Annotated in this window: 21 protein-coding genes; 13 read left to right on the top strand and 8 right to left on the bottom strand. The window is 57.5% G+C overall.

Features of this window, described 5'->3' with window-relative positions; translation table 11 throughout:
- Nucleotides 1-54: 54 nt before the first annotated feature.
- From ACODR9_RS15280 to ACODR9_RS15265, 4 genes are all read left to right on the top strand, one after another.
- A complete protein-coding gene (locus tag ACODR9_RS15280) occupies nt 55-918 on the top strand; it encodes a CheR family methyltransferase (RefSeq protein WP_488810290.1) in 864 nt (287 codons plus the stop codon).
- Between the two features lie 110 nt (nt 919-1,028).
- Nucleotides 1,029-2,285 (top strand): D-amino acid dehydrogenase, encoded by a 1,257-nt coding sequence (locus tag ACODR9_RS15275; protein ID WP_488810289.1) that lies wholly within the window; start codon nt 1,029-1,031, stop codon nt 2,283-2,285.
- 76 nt (nt 2,286-2,361) lie between these two features.
- Nucleotides 2,362-3,561 carry a formate-dependent phosphoribosylglycinamide formyltransferase gene (gene purT / locus ACODR9_RS15270; protein ID WP_488810288.1) on the top strand — a complete coding sequence of 400 codons (1,200 nt, stop codon included), beginning with the start codon at nt 2,362-2,364 and terminating at the stop codon, nt 3,559-3,561.
- A gap of 3 nt (nt 3,562-3,564) precedes the next feature.
- A complete protein-coding gene (locus tag ACODR9_RS15265) occupies nt 3,565-3,951 on the top strand; it encodes a group II truncated hemoglobin (protein ID WP_181835406.1) in 387 nt (128 codons plus the stop codon).
- A gap of 56 nt (nt 3,952-4,007) precedes the next feature.
- Here the strand turns inward: ACODR9_RS15265 and ACODR9_RS15260 are convergent, their stop codons facing one another.
- Nucleotides 4,008-4,436, bottom strand: a complete 429-nt coding sequence (locus ACODR9_RS15260) for a PaaI family thioesterase (protein ID WP_488810286.1) — start codon at nt 4,434-4,436, stop codon at nt 4,008-4,010.
- 110 nt (nt 4,437-4,546) lie between these two features.
- Nucleotides 4,547-4,906: a dihydroneopterin aldolase gene (locus ACODR9_RS15255; protein WP_089085860.1), complete on the bottom strand. Its 360-nt coding sequence runs from the start codon at nt 4,904-4,906 to the stop codon at nt 4,547-4,549.
- Nucleotides 4,907-4,978: 72 nt separating this feature from the next.
- On the opposite strand from ACODR9_RS15255, the gene plsY reads away from it, so the two are divergent.
- Entirely contained in the window at nt 4,979-5,614 is a 636-nt protein-coding gene (plsY, locus tag ACODR9_RS15250; RefSeq protein ID WP_488810285.1) for a glycerol-3-phosphate 1-O-acyltransferase PlsY, read from the top strand.
- Nucleotides 5,615-5,683: 69 nt separating this feature from the next.
- Here the strand turns inward: plsY and ACODR9_RS15245 are convergent, their stop codons facing one another.
- Nucleotides 5,684-6,643, bottom strand: coding sequence for a histone deacetylase family protein (locus ACODR9_RS15245; protein ID WP_488810284.1), 960 nt, complete (start codon nt 6,641-6,643; stop codon nt 5,684-5,686).
- A 95-nt stretch (nt 6,644-6,738) separates the two neighbouring features.
- On the opposite strand from ACODR9_RS15245, the gene ACODR9_RS15240 reads away from it, so the two are divergent.
- The 3 genes from ACODR9_RS15240 to ACODR9_RS15230 are packed head-to-tail and all read left to right on the top strand — an operon-like array spanning nt 6,739 to nt 10,536.
- Nucleotides 6,739-7,638: an AAA family ATPase gene (locus ACODR9_RS15240; RefSeq protein WP_488810283.1), complete on the top strand. Its 900-nt coding sequence runs from the start codon at nt 6,739-6,741 to the stop codon at nt 7,636-7,638.
- Complete coding sequence (locus ACODR9_RS15235; RefSeq protein ID WP_488810282.1) at nt 7,622-8,572, top strand: DUF58 domain-containing protein; 951 nt, start codon at nt 7,622-7,624, stop codon at nt 8,570-8,572. The genes ACODR9_RS15240 and ACODR9_RS15235 overlap by 17 nt, the downstream gene beginning before the upstream one ends.
- Complete coding sequence (locus ACODR9_RS15230) at nt 8,569-10,536, top strand: transglutaminase TgpA family protein (RefSeq protein WP_488810281.1); 1,968 nt, start codon at nt 8,569-8,571, stop codon at nt 10,534-10,536. The genes ACODR9_RS15235 and ACODR9_RS15230 overlap by 4 nt, the downstream gene beginning before the upstream one ends.
- Nucleotides 10,537-10,659: 123 nt before the next feature.
- On the opposite strand, the gene rpoS is transcribed toward ACODR9_RS15230, so the two are convergent.
- From rpoS to nadA, 5 genes are all read right to left on the bottom strand, one after another.
- Entirely contained in the window at nt 10,660-11,607 is a 948-nt protein-coding gene (gene rpoS / locus ACODR9_RS15225) for an RNA polymerase sigma factor RpoS (RefSeq protein WP_488810280.1), read from the bottom strand.
- A 46-nt stretch (nt 11,608-11,653) separates the two neighbouring features.
- Nucleotides 11,654-12,742 carry a peptidoglycan DD-metalloendopeptidase family protein gene (locus ACODR9_RS15220; protein WP_488810279.1) on the bottom strand — a complete coding sequence of 363 codons (1,089 nt, stop codon included), beginning with the start codon at nt 12,740-12,742 and terminating at the stop codon, nt 11,654-11,656.
- 76 nt (nt 12,743-12,818) lie between these two features.
- Nucleotides 12,819-13,487, bottom strand: a complete 669-nt coding sequence (locus ACODR9_RS15215) for a protein-L-isoaspartate(D-aspartate) O-methyltransferase (protein WP_488810278.1) — start codon at nt 13,485-13,487, stop codon at nt 12,819-12,821.
- Nucleotides 13,472-14,215 carry a 5'/3'-nucleotidase SurE gene (gene surE / locus ACODR9_RS15210; RefSeq protein WP_488810277.1) on the bottom strand — a complete coding sequence of 248 codons (744 nt, stop codon included), beginning with the start codon at nt 14,213-14,215 and terminating at the stop codon, nt 13,472-13,474. The genes ACODR9_RS15215 and surE overlap by 16 nt, the downstream gene beginning before the upstream one ends.
- Nucleotides 14,216-14,321: 106 nt before the next feature.
- Complete coding sequence (gene nadA / locus ACODR9_RS15205) at nt 14,322-15,239, bottom strand: quinolinate synthase NadA (RefSeq protein ID WP_488810276.1); 918 nt, start codon at nt 15,237-15,239, stop codon at nt 14,322-14,324.
- Between the two features lie 464 nt (nt 15,240-15,703).
- Between nadA and ACODR9_RS15200 the strand changes: the two genes are divergently transcribed.
- The 5 genes from ACODR9_RS15200 (at nt 15,704) to rplS (ending at nt 20,499) form a co-directional block, all read left to right on the top strand.
- On the top strand, nt 15,704-18,379 hold the full coding sequence (locus ACODR9_RS15200; protein ID WP_488810274.1) for a bifunctional acetate--CoA ligase family protein/GNAT family N-acetyltransferase: 2,676 nt from the start codon (nt 15,704-15,706) through the stop codon (nt 18,377-18,379).
- Between the two features lie 192 nt (nt 18,380-18,571).
- Entirely contained in the window at nt 18,572-18,820 is a 249-nt protein-coding gene (rpsP, locus tag ACODR9_RS15195) for a 30S ribosomal protein S16 (RefSeq protein ID WP_045846601.1), read from the top strand.
- Nucleotides 18,821-18,853: 33 nt separating this feature from the next.
- Nucleotides 18,854-19,360 (top strand): ribosome maturation factor RimM, encoded by a 507-nt coding sequence (rimM, locus tag ACODR9_RS15190; protein WP_488810272.1) that lies wholly within the window; start codon nt 18,854-18,856, stop codon nt 19,358-19,360.
- Complete coding sequence (trmD, locus tag ACODR9_RS15185) at nt 19,360-20,127, top strand: tRNA (guanosine(37)-N1)-methyltransferase TrmD (RefSeq protein WP_488810270.1); 768 nt, start codon at nt 19,360-19,362, stop codon at nt 20,125-20,127. The genes rimM and trmD overlap by 1 nt, the downstream gene beginning before the upstream one ends.
- A gap of 3 nt (nt 20,128-20,130) precedes the next feature.
- Nucleotides 20,131-20,499 (top strand): 50S ribosomal protein L19, encoded by a 369-nt coding sequence (gene rplS / locus ACODR9_RS15180; RefSeq protein ID WP_045846598.1) that lies wholly within the window; start codon nt 20,131-20,133, stop codon nt 20,497-20,499.
- Nucleotides 20,500-20,532: the final 33 nt, after the last annotated feature.

Genomic DNA, 20,532 nt, shown 5'->3' with positions numbered 1-20,532 from the left:
AGTAGAATGAAAACCCGGACTCAGTCCGGGTTTTTTTGTATCGGGGGAAACAAGATGAACAAACTGCCACCACTGGTATTGCCCAAGGTCGAATTCAATCGTGAATTCAGTTTCAGCGACGCCGATTTCGAGCGCATCCGCAAGCTGATCTATAAAGAAGCCGGTATCTCGCTGAACCCGTCCAAGAAGGACATGGTGTACGGGCGCCTGGTGCGGCGTATTCGCGAGCTGAAGCTGGCCAGTTTTGCAGCCTATGTGGATTTTCTGGAGTCGGTTGCGGGCAAGCGTGAGTTCGAGCAGTTCGTCAATGCACTCACCACCAATCTCACCTTCTTCTTCCGCGAAGAACATCATTTCCCCATCCTGGCCGAGCATCTGAAACAGCGGGCGTCCGCCGGGGCCAGTGAGCTGTCCATCTGGTGTGCAGCGTCGTCCACGGGTGAAGAGCCTTATTCGCTGGCCATCACCGCGCTGGAAGCCTTTCCGCTGGCTAGCAAGCCGAGCATCAGTATCGTCGCCACAGACCTGGATACCAGTGTGCTGGAAACCGGCCGCAAGGGCATTTATCCGGAAGACAAAATTGCCCGCCTGCCTCCCGGCCATGCCCACAAGTATTTCGACAAATTGCCCGATGGTACGTATCAGGCCAAGGCGGTGCTGCGCAATATGATTACCTTCCAGCGGCTGAACCTGATCGAAAACAACTGGGCGTTGCGCAAGCAGTTTGATGCCATTTTCTGCCGCAACGTGATGATTTATTTCGATCGCGACACCCAGTTTGCCGTGCTGAAAAAGTTTGCCCCGCTGCTCAAGCCCGATGGCCTGCTATTTGTCGGCCACTCGGAAAACTTCTATTTTGCCTCGGACTACTTCCAGCTGCGCGGCAAAACCGTATATCAGCACACGCCGAAAAAGTAGCGTTTTCCCCATTGAGCCCTGCTGCGCTGCGGCGTAGTATCCGGGGTCTCAATCGGCTGAGCCGAACGGGCAAGCATGACTTGCCCGTTGTCACGTCTGCTGGAGTCAACATGAAGGTAGTTGTGCTGGGGTCAGGTGTGGTGGGGGTGTCCACCGCCTGGTTTCTGGCCCGTGCAGGGCATGAGGTAGTAGTGCTGGACCGCGCCAGCGGGCCGGCGCGGGAAACCAGCTTTGCCAATGGCGGGCAAATCTCCGTCAGTCAGTCCGAACCCTGGGCCAATCCGTCAGCCCCCTGGCAAATCATCAAGTGGCTGCTGCGCGACGATGCCCCGCTGCTGTTCCGCCTGCGGCTGGACCCGGCCCAGTGGCGCTGGTGCTGGCAATTCATGCTGGAATGCCGTGGCAGTCGCGCCGAACGCAATATGCGCCAGATGCTGGCGCTGGGCCGCTACAGCCGCGATACCCTGCAGATGTTGCGTGCCGAGCTGAACCTGGATTATCAGCAGCAGACCCGTGGCATCGTTTCCTTGTTCCACACTCAGCACGAGCTGGATGCTGCCGCCCACGTCGCCGCACAAATGCGCGAATTGGGCATGGACAAGCACATCATCAGCCGTGACGAACTGGCACGCATCGAACCGGCTTTGGCCGGGATTGCCCCCTCGCTGGCCGGTGCCAGCTACTGTCCGTCGGACGAATCCGGCGATGTCCACCTGTATACCTGCGCCATGGCCGAGCATGCAGCGCGCGCCGGGGTGGAGTTCCGTTTCAATACCCGCATCAATGCGCTGGAAGCTGACAATGGCCGCATCAGCGGCGTATCGGTCAATCTGCCAGAGGGTAGTTACCGCCGCGTAACCGCCGATGCCTATGTGCTGGCGCTGGGCAGTTATTCGCCTTTGCTGGCGGCACCGTTGGGGCTGCGCCTGCCCATCTACCCGTGGAAGGGCTATTCCGCCACCTTGCCGCTGCGCGACCCGGCCACGGCGCCGGTGGCCAGCATTACCGATGAGGCCTACAAGGTGGTGATCTCCCGTCTGGGCACGCGCTTGCGCATTGCCGGTACGGCGGAGCTGGCCGGTTATTCCAGCAGCTTGAATGCCGTGCGCTGCCAGGCGCTGATCAAACGTGGTCAGGCCTTGATGCCCGATGTGGCCGACTGGGATGCTGCCGAGTTCTGGAGCGGCTTGCGTCCGGCCACGCCGGGCAATGTGCCGCTGATCGGCCGCAGCCCTTATACCAATCTCTACTTCAATACCGGACATGGCACGCTGGGCTGGACGGAAGGCGCAGGGAGCGGCAGGGCGCTGGCGGAAATCATCAGTGGCCGCACTCCGCCGATTGACTTTGCCTTTCAGGGCATTTGATCCGGCGCAGCGAGCCTGCCGGCAGCAATGCTAAAATGCCGGCCTGGATTATTCATTTTCTAACTGGAGTCGGACCATGCGTATCGGAACCCCGCACAGCGCCACTGCGCTGCGTGTCATGCTGCTGGGCAGCGGCGAGCTGGGCAAGGAAGTTGTCATTGCATTGCAGCGCCTGGGGGTGGAAACCATTGCGGTAGACCGCTACGCCGCTGCCCCGGCCATGCAGGTGGCGCACAGCAGCCATGTCATCAATATGTCGGATGCCGCTGCGCTGCGTGCGCTGGTGGATCAGGTGCGCCCGCATCTGATCGTGCCGGAAATCGAGGCCATTGCCACCGAAGAGCTGCTGCGCATCGAGGCGGATGGCTTGGCCGAGGTGATTCCTACCGCCCGTGCCACCAACCTCACCATGAACCGCGAAGGCATCCGCTGCCTGGCGGCAGACGAACTTGGCCTGCCCACTTCGCCGTTTGCCTTTGCCTCCTCGCTGGACGAATTGCAACAAGCCATCGATGGCGGCATCGGCTACCCCTGCCTGGTGAAGCCGGTGATGTCCTCCAGCGGCAAGGGCCAGTCGCTGCTACGCGGCCCGGATGATGTGGCCAAGGCCTGGGAATATGCCGTCAGTGCCGGTCGCGTGGACAAGGGCCGGGTGATTGTCGAAGGCTTCATCGATTTCGATTACGAAATCACCCAGCTCACCGTGCGTGCCAGTGATGGCCAGGGCGGCATTGCCACTCATTTTTGCGACCCCATCGGCCATCTGCAAAAGAATGGCGACTACGTGGAAAGCTGGCAGCCGCAGCCAATGAGCGAGCTGGCGCTGCTGCGCGCCCGTGAAATGGCCAAGGCGGTGACCGATGCGCTGGGCGGGCGTGGCCTGTTTGGGGTGGAGCTGTTCGTCAAGGGCGATCAGGTATGGTTCTCCGAAGTCAGCCCGCGTCCGCACGATACCGGCCTGGTGACGCTGGCCACCCAGCGTTTCTCCGAGTTTGAACTGCATGCGCGTGCCATTCTGGGCTTGCCGGTGGATGCCAGCCTGCGCAGCGCCGGTGCCTCTGCGGTGATTTATGGCGGCATGGAAGAGCAGGGCATTGCCTTTGAAGGCGTGGCTGAAGCGCTGGCCGTACCCGGTGCCGACCTGCGCCTGTTTGGTAAGCCGGAAAGCTTTGTCCGCCGCCGCATGGGTGTGGCTGTGGCCCAGGCTGATGATGTGGCCACCGCGCGTGAGCGTGCCTTGCTGGCGGCTTCGCTGGTCAAGCCGGTGAAGGACTGAGCCATGCAGGAAATGACGCCATACGAGCTGATGGGTGGTGAAGGCGTGGTGCGCTGGCTCACCAACCGCTTCTACGACATCATGGATAGTGACCCTTCGGTCAAGGTGCTGCGCGACATGCATCCGGCTGATCTGGCTGGTTCACGGGAAAAGCTGTTCATGTTCCTGTCCGGCTGGCTGGGCGGGCCGGGTTTGTACATGGAAAAATTTGGTCATCCGCGTTTGCGTATGCGCCACATGCCGTTTGCGGTGGACGGCCCGATGCGCGACCAGTGGATGCAGTGCATGACCCAGGCGGTGAACGAACTGCTGGTGGAAGACTGGCTCAAGGCCAAGCTGCTGGAGGCCTTCTATAACACGGCAGACTTCATGCGTAATCAGGAAGAGTAAGCGCCGGTCGTAGCGCATAACCCTCTGCACGGTAATTGCCGCCAGAGGGTTTTTATTTATCTGTTGTCCGGCAACGGCGGAATGGAATAGGTGCCGGTGACATGCGCTACTGGCTCGTCACTGCCGGCGGAGTACAGCAGCACCTCGCCCACGGCCAGACGCTTGCCCAGCTTGAGGATGCGGCCTTCGGCAATCACATCTTCTTGCGGTGGCTTGCGCAGGAAATTGATATTCAGGCTGGTGGTGACCGCCAGTTCCACCTTGCCTATCATGCCCAGCACCACGGCATACAGGGTGGCATCGGCCAGCGCCATCAGCGCCGGGCCGGCAATGGTGCCACCGGGGCGGATCAAGTCGGGGTTGAAGTGCATGCGCAGGCGGGCCGTGCCATGGGCAATGTCCTCGGTACGCATGCCGAACAGTTTGACCAGCGGCAGTTCGCTGTCGATCAAGGCCTGGAATTCTGCAACGCTGATCTGGCTCATGGGCGGCTCTGGTGATGGCAGAGCACCATGGTGCATGACCATTACGTTAACGTCAATTTACTGCCGCCATGCATGCCGAGATGGCCGTTGCGGCCATCCATCGCGCCGCATCAGCGCGGACGGTGACCGCGTTCGATCAACACGCCCACCCGGCGCACACCGGGCAAAATACCCAGCTTGGTGACGGAAACCTGCACCCAGGGCGCACCAAAGTCCTCGCGGATCACCTTGGCGATATATTCCGCCAGTGCTTCCAGCAGCAGGAAGTGTTGTTCCGACAGCGCCTTGCGCAACCGCTCCACCACCACCCCGTAGTGAATGGTGTCGCCGATATTGTCGCTGTGGCAGGGTACTTCGCTGGGAATGCCGATTTCCAGGTCGATTTCAATGGTTTGCGGATTTTTCCGCTCCCACTCATAAACACCGATAATGGTGTCGGCGCGCACTTCGCGCAGGAAAATGATGTCCATTTCTATGCCGGGAGTTGGGCTTTGTCGCCCGATACCGTAAAATCCGAAGCCTTCTATTCTAATGGATACACCATGACCACGACAGCTTTTGCCTTCGTTGTTGCGGCCTACCTGCTGGGCTCCCTGTCCTTTGCCGTGATCGTGAGCAAGGCCATGGGCATGGCAGACCCGCGCAGCTATGGTTCCGGTAACCCCGGTGCCACCAATGTCCTGCGTTCCGGCAAGAAAACTGCCGCTGTGCTTACCCTGCTGGGTGATGGTGCCAAGGGCTGGGTGGCCGTGGCGCTGACAGCCTGGTTCGGCCCGCAATACGGATTGGGTGAGCAGGCCATTGCCATGTCGGCACTGGCGGTGCTGATTGGCCATATGTGGCCGGTATTCTTCGGCTTCAAGGGTGGCAAGGGCGTGGCCACTGCAGTAGGCGTGCTGTTTGGCTTTAACGTGTGGCTGGCGCTGGCTGCCATCGCTACTTGGCTGTTTATGGCCTTTGTGGTGAAGATTTCCTCGCTGTCCGCCATCGTGGCCTGCGTAATGGTGCCGGTGTACGCCTATTTCATCACGGGCCCGGCTTCACCGTATTTTGGTACCTGCATCATCATTGCCATTCTGGTGATTCATCGTCACAAGTCCAACCTGATCAAGCTGCTGACCGGTCAGGAAGGAAGGATAGGCGAGAAAGCTGCTGGTAAAGGCGACAAGCAGGCCTGAACCCGGGTTCGCCCCAGATGCAAAAAGCCCGCCTATGCGGGCTTTTTCATTTGTACGGTTTGCGATGGGCTAGCCGTCAGACAGCACCTTGACGTGGGCAGTCACACTGCGCGCCAGCGATGACAAATCATAACCACCCTCCAGCACCGATACGATGCGGCCATCGGCATACTGGTCGGCAATCTGCATCAGATGGCGGGTTACCCACTCGTAATCGGCCTCCACCAGCCCCAGCGAGCCCATGTCGTCTTCGCGGTGGGCATCAAAACCGGCAGAGATGAAGATCATCTGCGGTTTGAAGTCGTGCAGGCTAGGCAGCCACACGTTTTCCACCACTTCGCGGAATTCCCGCCCGGTACTACCGGCCTTGAGCGGCACGTTCACCATGTTCGGCCCCACCGGGTTGTCACCGCAGTAAGGGTAGAAGGGGTGTTGGAAAATGGACACCATCATCACACGCGGGTCGTCACGGAAGATGTCTTCGGTGCCGTTGCCGTGGTGGACGTCGAAGTCGATCACCGCAATCCGCTCAAACTTGTAAGTGGATAGCGCGTGGGCAATGCCGACGGCAATATTGTTGAAAAAGCAAAAACCCATCGCTTTGTCATGCTCGGCATGATGGCCGGGTGGGCGAATGGCGCAAAAGGCATTGGGGGCCTTGTCCTCGCACACCAGTTCCACTGCCTTGATGACCGCGCCAGCTGCGTGGCGCGCGGCGGGCAATGTACCCGGCGCCATGGCGGTGTCTGGATCCATGCGGAAAGTACCGACACTGGGCGCACAGGCTTCGATGTATTCTACATAACGCGGTGGGTGAACCCGGGCCAGTTGCTGCTCGGTGACTTCCGGTGCTTCCACTTCATGCAGGCTGTCGTAAATCTGTGCCGCCATCAGCTGATCCTTGATGGCAACCAGGCGTTCCGGGCATTCCGGGTGGCCTACCCCCATATTGTGCTGCAGGCAGACAGGATGGGTAATGTAAGCAGTGAGTCCGTTTCTCTGTAGACGGTTTTTTAGCCAAGTTAACACGAGCGTTTCCTTGTTGCGTACGATTGTTTGCGTACAATGGACGCGAGTTTTATCTTTATGTATTTTCGATAAATACTGCGCGCAACCGGGTCCAAATGCAATCACTCAGCCTTGCCTATCGTCAACTCAACACGCTTATCCTGGGCAAGCCCCGCGCCATCCGGCTGGCGCTGGCCTGTCTGATTGCCCGTGGTCATCTGCTCATCGAAGACCTGCCCGGTGTGGGTAAAACCACCTTGGCACATGGCCTGGCGGCGGTGCTTGGCCTGCATTACCAGCGGGTGCAGTTCACCAGCGATCTGCTGCCCGCCGATATCCTGGGTGTAAACATCTACCAGCGTGAAACCGGCAACTTCCGTTTTCACCAGGGGCCGGTATTCAGTCAGTTGTTACTGGCTGATGAAATTAATCGTGCCTCGCCCAAGGTGCAATCGGCCTTGCTGGAGGCGATGGAGGAGCGCCAGGTTTCCATTGATGGCGAGAGTCATCCGCTGCCGACACCATTTTTTGTGATCGCCACCCAGAATCCTTCCGAGCAACTGGGGACGTTTCCGCTGCCTGAGTCGCAACTGGACCGTTTCCTGATGCGGATTTCGCTGGGCTATCCGGCGGCGGAGGCCGAGCGGGCATTGCTGTTGGGCCAGGACCGTCGAACCTTGCTGGATGACATCACTCCTTGCCTGAGTGGCAATGGCTTGTTGCAGTTGCAACAAAAGGCTGCTGCGCTGACCGTGACGTCAGACTTGGTCGACTATGTGCTGGCCCTGTTGCAGGCCACGCGGCAGGACCGCAGCTATCTGGTCGGTCTCAGTCCGCGCGCCGGGTTGGCCCTGCTGGCTGCCGCCCGTGCCTGGGCTTTGCTGGAAGGGCGTGATCATGTCCTGCCGGAGGATGTGAAAGCTATTTTCCCGGCGGTAGCGGGGCACCGGCTGGGTTTGAGCGGAGATGCGTCTACCAGCCTGACTGCATTGCTCGATCATGTTGCCATTCCGTAAACAGTTGCGCGGCTGGTGGTTGCGCCGTCTGCCGCTGGAAACCGCTTGCTGCCTGGGGCAGCGACGTATCTATTTGCTACCCACCCGTTTTGGTCTGCTGCTGTTGCTGGTTGCTGCTGCGGTATGGGTGGGGGCGTTGAATTACGCGGTCAGCCTGGCTTATGTGCTGGCCTTCTGGTTGCTTGGTTTGTTGCTGGTGGCTGTGTTGATGGCTTACCGTCAGCTGGCTGGCCTGCAACTGCAGGTGCAGGAGAGTGAAGGGGTGTTTGTCGGGCAGTTTGCCGACTGCCGTTTGCATCTGCTCAATACCACGGCCATTACCCGTCAACTGCTGTTGCAGTCTGAGCATGGTGGCGAGTGTGTGCCCTGTACGCTGGCTGCCATGGACAAACAATCGGTAGCCATTACACAGCTGCTCAACCGGCGTGGCCGTCATCCCTATCCCGCCATCCAGCTGTGGAGCACCGCCCCTTTCGGGCTGATTCGGGCATTTTCATGGTGGCGGCCTGATGCCTCTTTAATGGCTTTTCCACTGCCATTGCCTGATCGTGAGCATCAGGACCGTCGTAACGAGTCTGGCTGTGCTCGCCGTATTGGAGATGATGAGGAGGATTTTTCTCATCTTGGAGAGTACCGGCCGGGGGATACACCACGGCAGATCGCCTGGAGTGTGCTGGCCCGGCGTGATGTATTGGCCAGCAAACGTTTTGCCAACCAGCCACGCGGTCAGGCCTTGCATCAACTGGCATGGCAGGACTATCCGGCAACGCTGGATGTGGAAAGCCGGCTTTCACGATTGTGCTGGCGGGTATTGCAGTGCGAAAAAACCGGCCAGCATTACCGCTTGCAATTGCCCGGTTACAAGGTGGAACCACAGCCGGGGCAGCGCGAGCAAGCATTGGCGGCATTGGCTGAGTTCAGGTTGCCGGTATGAGGCTGGCCCGGTTCCGGCAGGGGGAAATGGCGGTATTGCTGGCGCTCGCGCTGGTGATGCTGCCATTGTTGCTGCATCTCCCCCTTTGGCTGCCTTTGCTGGTGCTGACCATGCTGCTGGTTCGTGGCTTCTTGCTGCAGCGCCAGTACCAGCTGCCATCGTTGTGGCTGTTATTGCCGCTGCTGGGTTTGTCGATAGGCGGCTTATGGCTGAATCTGAACACCCTGATCGGACGTGAGGGCGGGGCTGCCTTGCTGATTCTGTTGCTGGGATTCAAGAGTTTCGAATCGCGTCAGCAACGCGATTGGCAAGTACTGTTGGCACTGGGTTTTTTCCTGGCTGCCATTCCACTGCTGTTTGACCAGTCCCCGTTGTCCGCACTGTGGCTGATTGTCAGTCTGTTGGCACTGACCTGGGCCATGCTGCGACTGGCCGGAGGTGTAGTACAAGGGACTGCTGGCATGGCAGTGCAGGCTTTGCTGCTGTCCCTACCGTTGATGCTGGTCCTGTTTGTGGTGATGCCGCGCCTGCCTGGGCCGCTGTGGAGCATGCCGCATGAACAGCATATTGCCAGCACCGGGCTGTCTGACAGCATGGAGCCTGGCAGTATCAGTCAGTTGGTACAGCAACAAGAGCCAGCATTCTCCGTGGTGTTTGACGGCCAGCCACCGGCACATGAGCAGCTGTATTGGCGCATCATGATTTTTGATGATTTTGATGGCCGACGCTGGCAAAGCGTACACGGCCAGACGCGGGAGCAAATACAGCTGGCAGGGGGAGAAAAGGTACGGTATCGCCTTACCGGCAAGCCTTCCCGATCACGCTTACCCCTGCTGGATTACCCGCTGGCGGCACCTGCAGAAGGAAGACTGGAGCCGGGGGGGCTGTTCAAGCTGGCTAATGATCGGGACGATGTGTTGCGTGTTTCGGGCGAGAGCCTGGTAGGCAGCCGTTACCTGAGTGAGTTGAGTCGCAGTGATCAGGACTTCTACCGTCATCTTCCCCCTGGAAACTTTGCCAGCCGACAACTTGCCATGCAGTGGCGTAGCCAAAGTAGTGACAGTGCCGGTTTTGTGCGCGAGGCCCTGTTGCACTTCCGCCTGGGGGGCTTTGCCTATACTTTGAACCCGCCTTTGCTGGAGGGTGACAACAGTATCGATGCTTTCATGTTTTCCACGCGGCAGGGTTTTTGTGAACACTACGCATCGGCCTTGGCATTCATGGCACGGGCTGCCGGCATTCCCGCCCGGGTGGTAACCGGCTATCAGGGAGGGCAGTTCAACCCGCTTGGCCGTTTCTGGCAGGTGCGCTCTTCCGATGCTCATGCCTGGGTTGAAGTCTGGCTGGCTGAACGCGGGGAATGGCTACGGGTTGACCCAACTGCGGCAGTCGCACCGGAGCGGGTCAGCCAGGATCTTGGGCGGAGTATTCCTGCAATGCAGGCCCAATTACCGGTATTTGGGAGTCGCATGCCGGCATGGATCGTGCGTGTGCAGCAGGGATGGCAAGCTGCCGGTTTTGCCTGGCAGCAGTGGATTGTTGGTTACGATGCCTCGCGGCAATTAAGTCTATACCGCTGGTTGGGACTGGGCGAGACCGTCGACAGTGCATCTGTTGTGCGAGCGCTGTTATGCGGTGTGTTGTTGGCTGGTTTGCCATTGCTGTGGTGGTGGCGCAGGGGCCCGGAAAGTTTGCCCTTGCAGGAAGGGCGTGCACGGCTGGAGCGTGCTTTGCAGCAGCAGGGTATTACCCTGTTACCCAGTGATGGCCCGCTGGATATGCTGAACAAGGCCCGGGGGCTGCCAGCGCCTGCCTATCGCGAACTCAAGCAGCTGTGCAAGGAATACGCGGTAATGCGCTATCAGAACCCGGCGTTGTCACCACAACAGGCTCGCCGATGGCTGCGCAGGGTCAGGATTTTCTCTACCAATCTGGCCAGGGGGAAATTGCGCCATGGTGGCTGAAGCATTGGTAGCCCCGGCATACCTTTGCTATTAATTGCTGGCCATCACATGAGTGGCCTACACTGCCTAAACAGAAACCCCGCCTGGTGGCGGGGTTGTTTTCCTGCATCACTGGTTCCGATGCTATAGCAGGAAGTCGCGGGAGATACCCTTGCGACGTAGAATACGACGCAGTTGCTCCAGGCCTTCGATCTGGATCTGGCGCACTCGCTCCCGGGTCAGGTTCAGCGCAGCTGCCAGTTCTTCCAGCGTGCAGATTTCATGGCCATTCAAACCATAACGGCGCTCAATCACCATACACTGCTTGTCATTCAACTGGGCCAACCAGTCTTTGACAAACTTTTCCAGCTGGTTGTTGTGGAGCTGAATTTCCGGTTCTTCATGCTGCTCATCCGGAATCGACTCACCAATCGACAGCATAGGGTCGATATCCAGCGGTGCATCCAGCGAAGCCATGCGTTCGTTCAGGTTCATCACCTTGCGCACATCTTCCACCGGTTTGCCCACCTGATGAGCAATTTCGTCCAGAGTAGGTTCACGTCCCATCTGGCTTTCCAGAAAGCGTGATGCTCGCAGATAGACGTTCAGTTCCTTGATGACATGGACCGGCAGGCGGATAGTGCGCGACTGGTTCATGATGGCGCGTTCAATGCTCTGGCGAATCCACCATGTGGCGTAGGTTGAGAAACGGAAACCTCGCTCGGGGTCAAATTTTTCCAGCGCATGCATCAGGCCGATATTGCCTTCTTCGATCAGATCGAGCAGGGCGAGGCCACGGTTGATGTAATGTTTGGCAATGTTCACGACCAAGCGCAGATTGTGCTCGATCATTTTTTGCCGGGCGTCGAAATCGCCTGTGACAACCCGACGAGCCAGTTCCAGCTCCTGGGCCGGGGTCAGCAGGGCGTTGTTTCCGATATCGTTCAGATAGATCTGAGTGACATCGGCAACTTCTTCCGTGACGCTCTGGCGCTCGGTAGCCTCTTCGGTTTCTGCTTCTGCAGCAGCCTCTTCGGCAACTTCTTCTTCAAGAACTTCCTCTTCTTCGAGGATATCGCTGTCTTGGTTCATAACTCCCCCCGCTACGGTGGCTCCTGGCAGGGGGAGATACCCCTGTTCAGGACTTGTTGTCTAGGTACTGCATCGGATCAACCGGTTTCCCGAAGCGGCGGATCTCGAAGTGCAGTTTTACCTGATCAGCATCAGTATTGCCCATTTCGGCAATCTTCTGCCCTTTCTTGACACTCTGTCCCTCCTTAACTAGTAATTGACTGTTGTGGGCATACGCTGAAAGGAATGTTTTGTTGTGCTTGATGATGATCAGCTTGCCATATCCTCTCAAGCCATTCCCGCTGTAAACAACCTTGCCATCTCCGGCTGCAATCACGCTTTGACCTGCGCGCCCGCTGATATCAACCCCTTTATTGCTGTCCGAATAACCTCGGATCACCTTGCCTTCTGTTGGCCAGGCCCAAGCAACAGCATCTTCGCTGGTTGTTGCTTGGGATTTTTCTTCAATTTTGTTCTTATTTTCCGATATTGCCGCTGGTGTACTACTGTCCTTTTTGTCGGCCTGAACTGCAGGAGCGGATGCATTGCCAGTTTTTACCGGGGCAGTTTTCTTATTGGCACTCCCTTCACTCTGCTGTGCCAATGTCTTTGCTGCGTCTTCCGTATAAGGCAGTTTCAGTGCTTTCGGGTAGTTCTTGCTACCGGTGGCAACCGGAGTTGCACTCTCAATAACTACTTTCTGTTTTGCTGGCTCCACCGCAGCACTTTCCGGCGGCTTGGCCGTAGCCAGCGGTGCCTGGCCATCCTGCGCCCCTGGAGGCGTCAGGCGTAATACCTGGCCTACCTTGATATTACTGTCCGGCAAGTTATTCCAGGCGGCAACATCTTTGTATTTCAGCCCGTTATTGAGCGAAATACGGAACAGGTTTTCGCCAGGCTGAACAATATGCGTCTTTTCTCCACTAACACTTGTTGCAGGCTTGGCAACAATGCTGCCACTACTTTTGTACGGGGTAGCCACCGCCACATCTGCAGGTGGCGTTATCGTGGTCTTGTTTGCAGTGGTGACTGCGGCAACGGGGGCCGGGCGGGCGGACTCAACCGGTGCGGCTTGTTGCGCCATACTGCTGCAGCCAGCCAGAAGGGCGGTTGTCAGCGTTGCGGCAAACCAGTGCTTTGAATGCTGTTTATGCATGCCTGTAGATTTTATATGTCAGTTAGTTGGGTTTTGTAAATTGTCAGACAGGGTATGTGTTGTGTTTTTGCAAGACTTAGTTACGACCGGGTAAGAGTGGGACGAATTTCACCGGGTCCAGCCGTGTTTTCTGCAGGCCCTGAGATGTTTTTTCCAGCAGCCATAAATACTGTTCTGTTTCACCAACCGGCATGATCAGTCTGCCACCTTCTGCCAGTTGTTCAACTAGCGCTTCCGGAATATTTCGTGCTGCTGCCGTCATGATGATGCCTTCGAATGGGGCCGCTTCTGGTAGGCCGAAATGGCCATCTCCATGTACCAGCCGGGCATGGACCAGCTTGGCGGCCCGCAAATTGCGTCTTGCTTTGTCAAGAAGCGCGCCGAGTCGTTCAATGGAATAGACTTCGGCTCCGGTCTTCAGCAGTACGGCTGTCTGATAACCACATCCGGTTCCGATTTCCAGCACCTTGCCCGGTTTACGGCCTGCCAACAGAATTTCTGTCATCTTGGCGACTGTCAGTGGTTGGGAAATGGTTTGAGCATGGCCGATGGGTAGTGACACATCGTCATAGGCACGGGTGGCCAGTGCCTGATCGACAAATAGATGGCGCGGCACGTCTGACATGGCAGTCAGCACACGTTCATCCTGTACGCCTGCCTGGCGCAGGCGTTCCACCATGCGCTTGCGGGTTCGGTCAGACAGCATGCCGTAAGCCTGGTTGTCTTGTGTCACGGATGAAGCCATGTAGTGATTCCGTCCAGTTGGCCGTATGCGGTTAAATCCAGCATCAGCGGGGTGACCGAAACATGTTTGCCAGCAATGGCGGCAAAGTCGGTGCCGGGGCCTGCATCCTGTGCACTGCCGACCGGGCCTACCCAGTATATCGTTTCCCCGCGAGGATTCTTGGCTTTGATAACTGGTTCAGCATGATGTCTGCGTCCCAGTCGTGTGACTTGCATGGATTGCAGCTGATCGACCGGGATGTCCGGGACGTTAATATTCAGCAGCACGGGTTGGGTAAGCGGCTGCAGCTGATGTCGTGCCAGCAATGCCTCAACTACGTGAGCCGCTGTGCCGAAGTGCTGGCCGCTGTAGCCTGCCAGCGAGATGGCAATGGACGGAATGCCGAGCAGAAAACCTTCGGTAGCGGCAGCCACGGTACCTGAGTAGATGGTGTCATCCCCCATATTAGGGCCATGGTTGATGCCGCTGAATATCATGTCTGGACGAAAATCCAGCAAGCCGGTTACCGCCAGATGGACACAGTCGGTTGGCGTACCGTTGACATAATGAAAGCCATTGGCCGCCTGACGTACGGTAAGTGGCCGGTCCAGGGTCAGCGAGTTGCTGGCACCACTGCGATCGCGCTCGGGTGCCACGACGACGACTTCACCATGACGTGCCAGCGTTTCTGCCAGAGTGCGGATACCGGGAGAGAAATAGCCATCGTCATTGCTGATCAGGAACTTCATGCTGTGCTTCCAGGTTGGACGCATGATTGTATCGCTGCCAAGCGGTGCTGGAAAACCTTCATGGCATGGCAGACAAAGAAAAACCCGCCGTGGCGGGTTGGTTTCGTCAGGCGTAATAGCGCTGGCTGAATTCCAGCATCCGTTCGATGGGAATGCGGGCAGCATCCATCTGCTCGGTGCTCAGATAGTCGATGCGCAGGCCTTCACCCTGTTGGGCGCGCGTTACGGCATCGATGGTGTTCATCTTCATATATGGACAGGAGTTGCACTGGCAGCCGGCATAGATCGGTGCCTGGCGCAGGTCCAGATCGGGGCGGGCCAGGCCCATGTTGTAGAGGATGCCATCTTCGGTGGCAACAAAGATCACTGCGTTGCTATCGCCCTTGAAGGCTTTCACCCAGTTGAGCATGCCGGAGGTGGAGCCGACGTAATCGGCCTTCTTCAGCACGGGTAGCGGGCTTTCTGGGTGGGCGATCAGGTATTTTTCACCGGCAGCTGCCGCGAAAGCCTCTTCCAGTGCCGCTTCGTTGAATTTGTCGTGAACTTCGCACACGGCAGACCACAAGGGCATGTCGTAGCCGTATTGGTCGTTCAGATAACCACCCATATTGCGGTCGGGCGAGAAGATGACTTTTTTGCCTTCGGCATATAGGTGGGCAATGATGTCGTCCACATTGCGACTGGTGACGATCCAGTCGGATAGTGCCTTGTGTTCTGCGCTGGAGTTGATGTACGACACATGGACGTGGTCGGGGTGGCTTTCGCGCCATGCCTTGAGCGCAGTGACGTCAGTCTGGGTGACCAGCGAACAGGTGGATCCGGCGTCCGGCAGGATCACCTCGGCCTGCGGATTGAGGATCTTGGCGGTTTCAGCCATGAAACGCACACCGGCAAACACGATGATGTCGGCATTGGCTTCTTTGGCAAACAGCGACAATTCCAGGCTATCGCCCACCTTGTCGGCCATTTGCTGGATTTCAGGCTGGGTATAGTAGTGGGCAAGGGTGACGACACGCTTCGTCATGATGGGCTGACTCCTGCTCGCCCTGCATAAGGTTGCAGGCGGCTGAATGAATATATTGCAATGCAACGTACTAGGGTTGCCAACGCGCAAGATTAGCAATATTGCAGTGCGATTACCACCTGCAAGCATGGTTACCCTCGGCGGGGGGGCGTCCGTTTTGCTATAAAATTCATTTGGTACAGGCTTGCCCGAGGTCAACATGACAATACGATGGCTGCGGCAGCATTGTGATGGCGTGTAGTTGGATACGCAATGGCAGCAGCAGCCCGTTCATGGGAAGACCGAGAGTTTTACCTTGTTGTGCATTGCACAATACTGTCGCAACATGCCGGAGTGAAAATAAATTTTCCGTGGCAAATACGTATTTGCCATACCAAATACAGCCAGCAGGCCGATGCTTGTACGGGCAGCCGGCAGCCTGTCGACACCTTGTCGCTTGAATTAACAGAACGGGAACCGCTTCCATGAGGCCTCATTACCTAACTCCGCTCTTTTCGCCGCGCACTGTTGCGGTTGTTGGTGCCAGTGATACGCCGGGGTCGATCGGCCAAGCCGTGTTTGCCAATCTGCTGGCGGGCAACTTTCAAGGCAAGCTGTTTCCAGTCAATTTGAATCACAAGGTGGTGGGGGGCATTCCTGCCGTCCCTTCGGTACGCCTGATCGAACCCGCAGTTGACATGGCGGTGGTGTGCACTGCCATTCGCACATTGCCGGCCATCATCAAGGACTGCGGCAAGAAGGGCATCAAGGCAGTCCTGCTGGCCAAGGAGTTTTCCGACAGCGAACAGCTGGAACGGGAAATCCTCAACGAATCGGTCTCGATTGCCCGGCATTATGGTATCCGTGTGCTGGGACCGAATGTATTGGGCCTGATGCGACCGGTAGCCGGTTTTAACGCGACCAATTACACCAGTAAGGTGCGGCCGGGAAACATGGCGCTGGTGTCGCAGTCCTCCGCTTTGTGTACGGCAATGCTGGATTGGGCGGACAGCAAGGGGATCGGATTTTCCAGTGTTATTTCTGTTGGTGACGCACTGGATGTCGATTTCGGTGAAATTCTGGATTACCTGGTAGCGGATAATTTTACCCAGGGTATTTTGTTGCATGTACACCACATTCACCATGCGCGCCGCTTTATGAGTGCGCTGCGGGCGGCTGCGCGTACCAAGCCGGTGGTGGTGATCAAGTCCGGTCGCTATCAGGATGATGTCACCGGGGTAACGCATTCGAGCAACCTGATTGAAAGCGGCGACGTATTTGATGCCGCATTGTCCCGCGCCGGTGTGCTGCGTGTGTCATCCATTGCCCAGTTGTTTACTGCGGCCAAGGTGTTAGCGGCCAACTTTCGGGTGAATGGCAAGCGGCTGGCCATTGTCACCAACGGCATCGGCCCGGGTGTGCTGGCCGCTGACAGCGCCTACACCAACGGGGTGGAGCTGGCCAAGCTGAGCGACGCCACGATGGAGCTGCTCAATAACGCGCTGCCGCGTAACTGGTCACATGGCAACCCGATCGACCTGATCGGTGATGCCAGCCCGGTCCGTTTCCGTACGGCGGTAAAGGCCTGTATTGATGACCCCAATGTCGATGGCGTGCTGGTGATCTTTACTCCGCAGGCTGGCACGGATCATTTGACTACCGCACAGTTGATGATTGGTTTGCAGCGCGAATCCAGCAAGCCGATGTTCCTGTCCTGGCTGGGCGATGCCAAGGTATCGGAAAGTCGTGATCTGTTTTCTAAAGCCAAATGTGCCCACTTCCGTGCCCCTGAGTACGGCATTGAAGTGTTCCGCAACCTTGCGTCTTATCAGTACAACCAGCAATTGCTGCTGCAGACGCCTGGACCGCTGGAAGGCAAGCGTGCGGCACCGGACTTGCTGCGTGCCCGGGCGGTCATTGCTGGGGCGATGGCTGAAGGGCGGACTATTTTGTCCGAACGGGAATCGAAAGAGGTACTGGCTGCCTTCCGCATTCCGGTCAATCCCACCCTGCTGGCTCGTACGGAAGACGAGGCCGTGGTGCTGGCCGAGCAAATTCACTACCCAGTCGTGCTGAAAATCGACTCACCGGACATCATCTACAAGTCCGATGTGGGTGGGGTGGAACTCAATATCAGCAATGAAGCCACCTTGCGTGCCGCCTTTCGCGGCATTCTGGAACGGGCGCACCAGGCTATGCCGGAGGCGCGTATCGACGGTATCTCTGTGCAGCCAATGCGTAAGCGCCGTTTTGCGCGCGAGGTGATGGTGGGGGTGACGCATGACAGTTCTTTCGGCCCGGTGATTACCTTTGGTGCCGGCGGTATTGCGGTGGAGGTGATGCACGACCGTGCACTGTCACTCCCGCCGCTCAACCAGTATCTGGTGGGCAGCATGATACGCAAGACGCGTATCGGACAATTGCTGGGCGCATTCAAGAATCTGCCGGCAGTGGACATGGAAGAACTGGTGGATGTGCTGCTGCATGTGTCGGAAATGGTATGCGAGCTGCCAGAACTACGCGAAATGGACATCAACCCGCTGGTAGCGGACGAGAAGGGCGTGATTGCACTGGATGCGCGCATCATCGTCGAGCCCTTGAAGCCGGATGTGAAACGCTACGGTCATATGGCCATCATGCCTTACCCCATGCATATGGTGCGTAGCGCCACGCTGACGGATGGCATGAAGGTAACTATTCGCCCGGTGCGGCCGGAAGATGCGGAAATGCAGCAGGAATTTGTCCGTACGCTGTCGGACGAAAGCCGCTACAACCGCTATATGTCCAGTATCAAGCAGCTATCCCAAACCATGCTGGTGCGCTTCACCCAACTGGACTACGACCGCGAAATGGCACTGGCCATGACGTGCGAGACAGAGAATGGTGAAGAGCAGCAAGCCGTGGCCCGCTTCATTACCGATCCGGACAACGAAGGTTGCGAGTTTGCGCTGGAAGTGGCGGACAAATGGCAGGGCAAGGGTATTGGCTACATCCTGATGAATGCCTTGTTTGATGCCGCCCGTGAGCAAGGGCTGACCGTGATGCGCGGTGAAGTGCTGGCCGGCAACAAGGGCATGCTCAAGCTGATGCACAAACTGGGCTTTACCGTGGAAACCCATCCGGAAGACCGGGCGCTGACCATCGTGACCAAAATCCTCTAAGCCAGCGGGATGTTCGTCGCAGGCAGATTGCAGACACACGGTGTGGTTTTTTTCGTCAAACTAAGCGGCTTCGGCTGGCTGATAATGGATGGCCGGGGCAGCGGGCGTATTAAGCGCTTGCAAGATAAGGGAAAAGTGCCATAGAATCGTGGGCTTTTCTACGATACCGTATTTATCTAAGGACAATCGACAATGGTAGTGATTCGTCTGGCACGTGGCGGCGCCAAGAACCGTCCGTTCTACAACATCGTGGTGACCGATTCCCGTAACCGTCGTGACGGTCGCTTCATCGAGCGCGTTGGCTTCTACAACCCGGTAGCTAACGAGAAGGAAGAGCGCGTGCGCCTGACTTCCGATCGTCTGAACTACTGGATCGGCGTTGGTGCTCAGGTTACCGACGCTGTAGCCAAGCTGCTGAAAGAGCAGAAGGTTGCTGCCTAATCGTTCGTTGACTCAACTAACGGACTAAGGCGCATGCGCAAAGAAGATCTCGTCATGATGGGGTTTGTGCGTGGCGCCTTCGGTATCAAGGGTTGGATCAAGGTCCAGGCCGATACCGAATACGCTGACGGTCTGTTTGACTACCCGGTCTGGTGGCTGGGCAAGGATGACAGCTGGAAGCCGTACACATTTGAAAACGGGGCAGTGCAGCCCAAGGGCTTGTCCGTCAAGCTGCAGGGCATTGAAGATCGCGACACGGCGGAAGCCCTGCGTGGTTTGCAAGTTGCCGTTCCCCGTAGTGAATTGCCGGAAGCTGGCACTGACGAATATTACTGGTCCGATCTGATCGGCCTGTCTGTCGTCAACCAGCAAGGCGTGGTGCTTGGCAAGGTGACCGAATTGATGGAAACCGGTGCCAACGACGTATTGGTGGTAGAAGGTGAACACGGCCAGCGGCTGATTCCCTTCGTTGGCCAGTTCGTACTGGATGTCAGTCTGGCCGAGGCCCGCATTTCAGTCGACTGGGGCCTGGATTACTGATGCATATCGATGCTATCACGCTGTTTCCGGAAATGTTCGATGCCATCGCCCGCTTTGGTGTAAGCCAGCGGGCGCTTGATCTGGGCATTTGGGATTTCCAGAAATGGAATCCACGCGATTTCACCCATGACAACTACCGCCGTGTGGACGACCGTCCTTATGGTGGTGGGCCTGGCATGCTGATGCTGATCGAACCGCTGGAAGCTGCCATTACGGCAGCCAAGGCACGTCAGCAGGCAGCAGGTGTCAATGAGAGCCATGTGATCTATCTGTCACCGCAAGGGCGTGCCTTGTCGCACGAGAAAGCGGTTGAGCTATCCCGTCGTCCCGGTCTGATTGTGCTGTGCGGCCGTTACGAAGGGGTGGATGAGCGCTTGATCGAGCGCCAGGTGGATGAGGAAGTTTCCATTGGCGACTACGTGTTGTCCGGTGGCGAGCTGCCGGCCATGGTGCTGATGGATGCAGTCATCAGGCTGCTTCCTGGTGTTCTCAATGACGCCCAGTCTGCTTATGAAGATTCATTTGTGAACGGACTCCTTGATTGTCCGCACTATACCCGACCCGAAGACTATCAGGGCATGCGGGTGCCGGATGTGCTTATGTCCGGAAATCATGCACTGATTGCTAAATGGCGACTCAAGCAGGCACTGGGAAGGACGTGGCAACGTCGCCCGGAGCTGTTGCAGGGCCGCACTTTGACAAAACAGGAATCTCGGCTGCTGGCAGAGTACCAGCAGGAACAAGATATCCGTAAAAAACCGGAGTAACACATGGATCTGATCCAGAAACTCGAGCAAGAAGAAATCGCCCGCCTGGGCAAAACCATCCCGGAATTCGCTCCTGGCGATACCGTTGTGGTGAATGTCAAGGTAAAGGAAGGTAACCGCGAACGTCTGCAGGCTTACGAAGGCGTTGTTATCGCCAAGCGTAACCGTGGTCTGAACAGCTCTTTCATCGTGCGCAAGATGTCCGCCGGTGAAGGTGTTGAGCGTACTTTCCAAACCTACTCCCCGCTGGTGGCTTCCGTTGAAGTGAAGCGCCGTGGTGACGTACGTCGCGCCAAGCTGTACTACCTGCGTGGTCGTACCGGCAAGTCCGCACGTATCAAGGAAAAACTGCCGGCTCGCAAGCAAGGCTGATCCTGATACCGTCAGGTATGATGAAAGCGCAAG

The organism is Aquitalea sp. FG25, from assembly GCF_057809375.1.
This window is presented reverse-complemented; position numbering and strand designations above follow the sequence as displayed.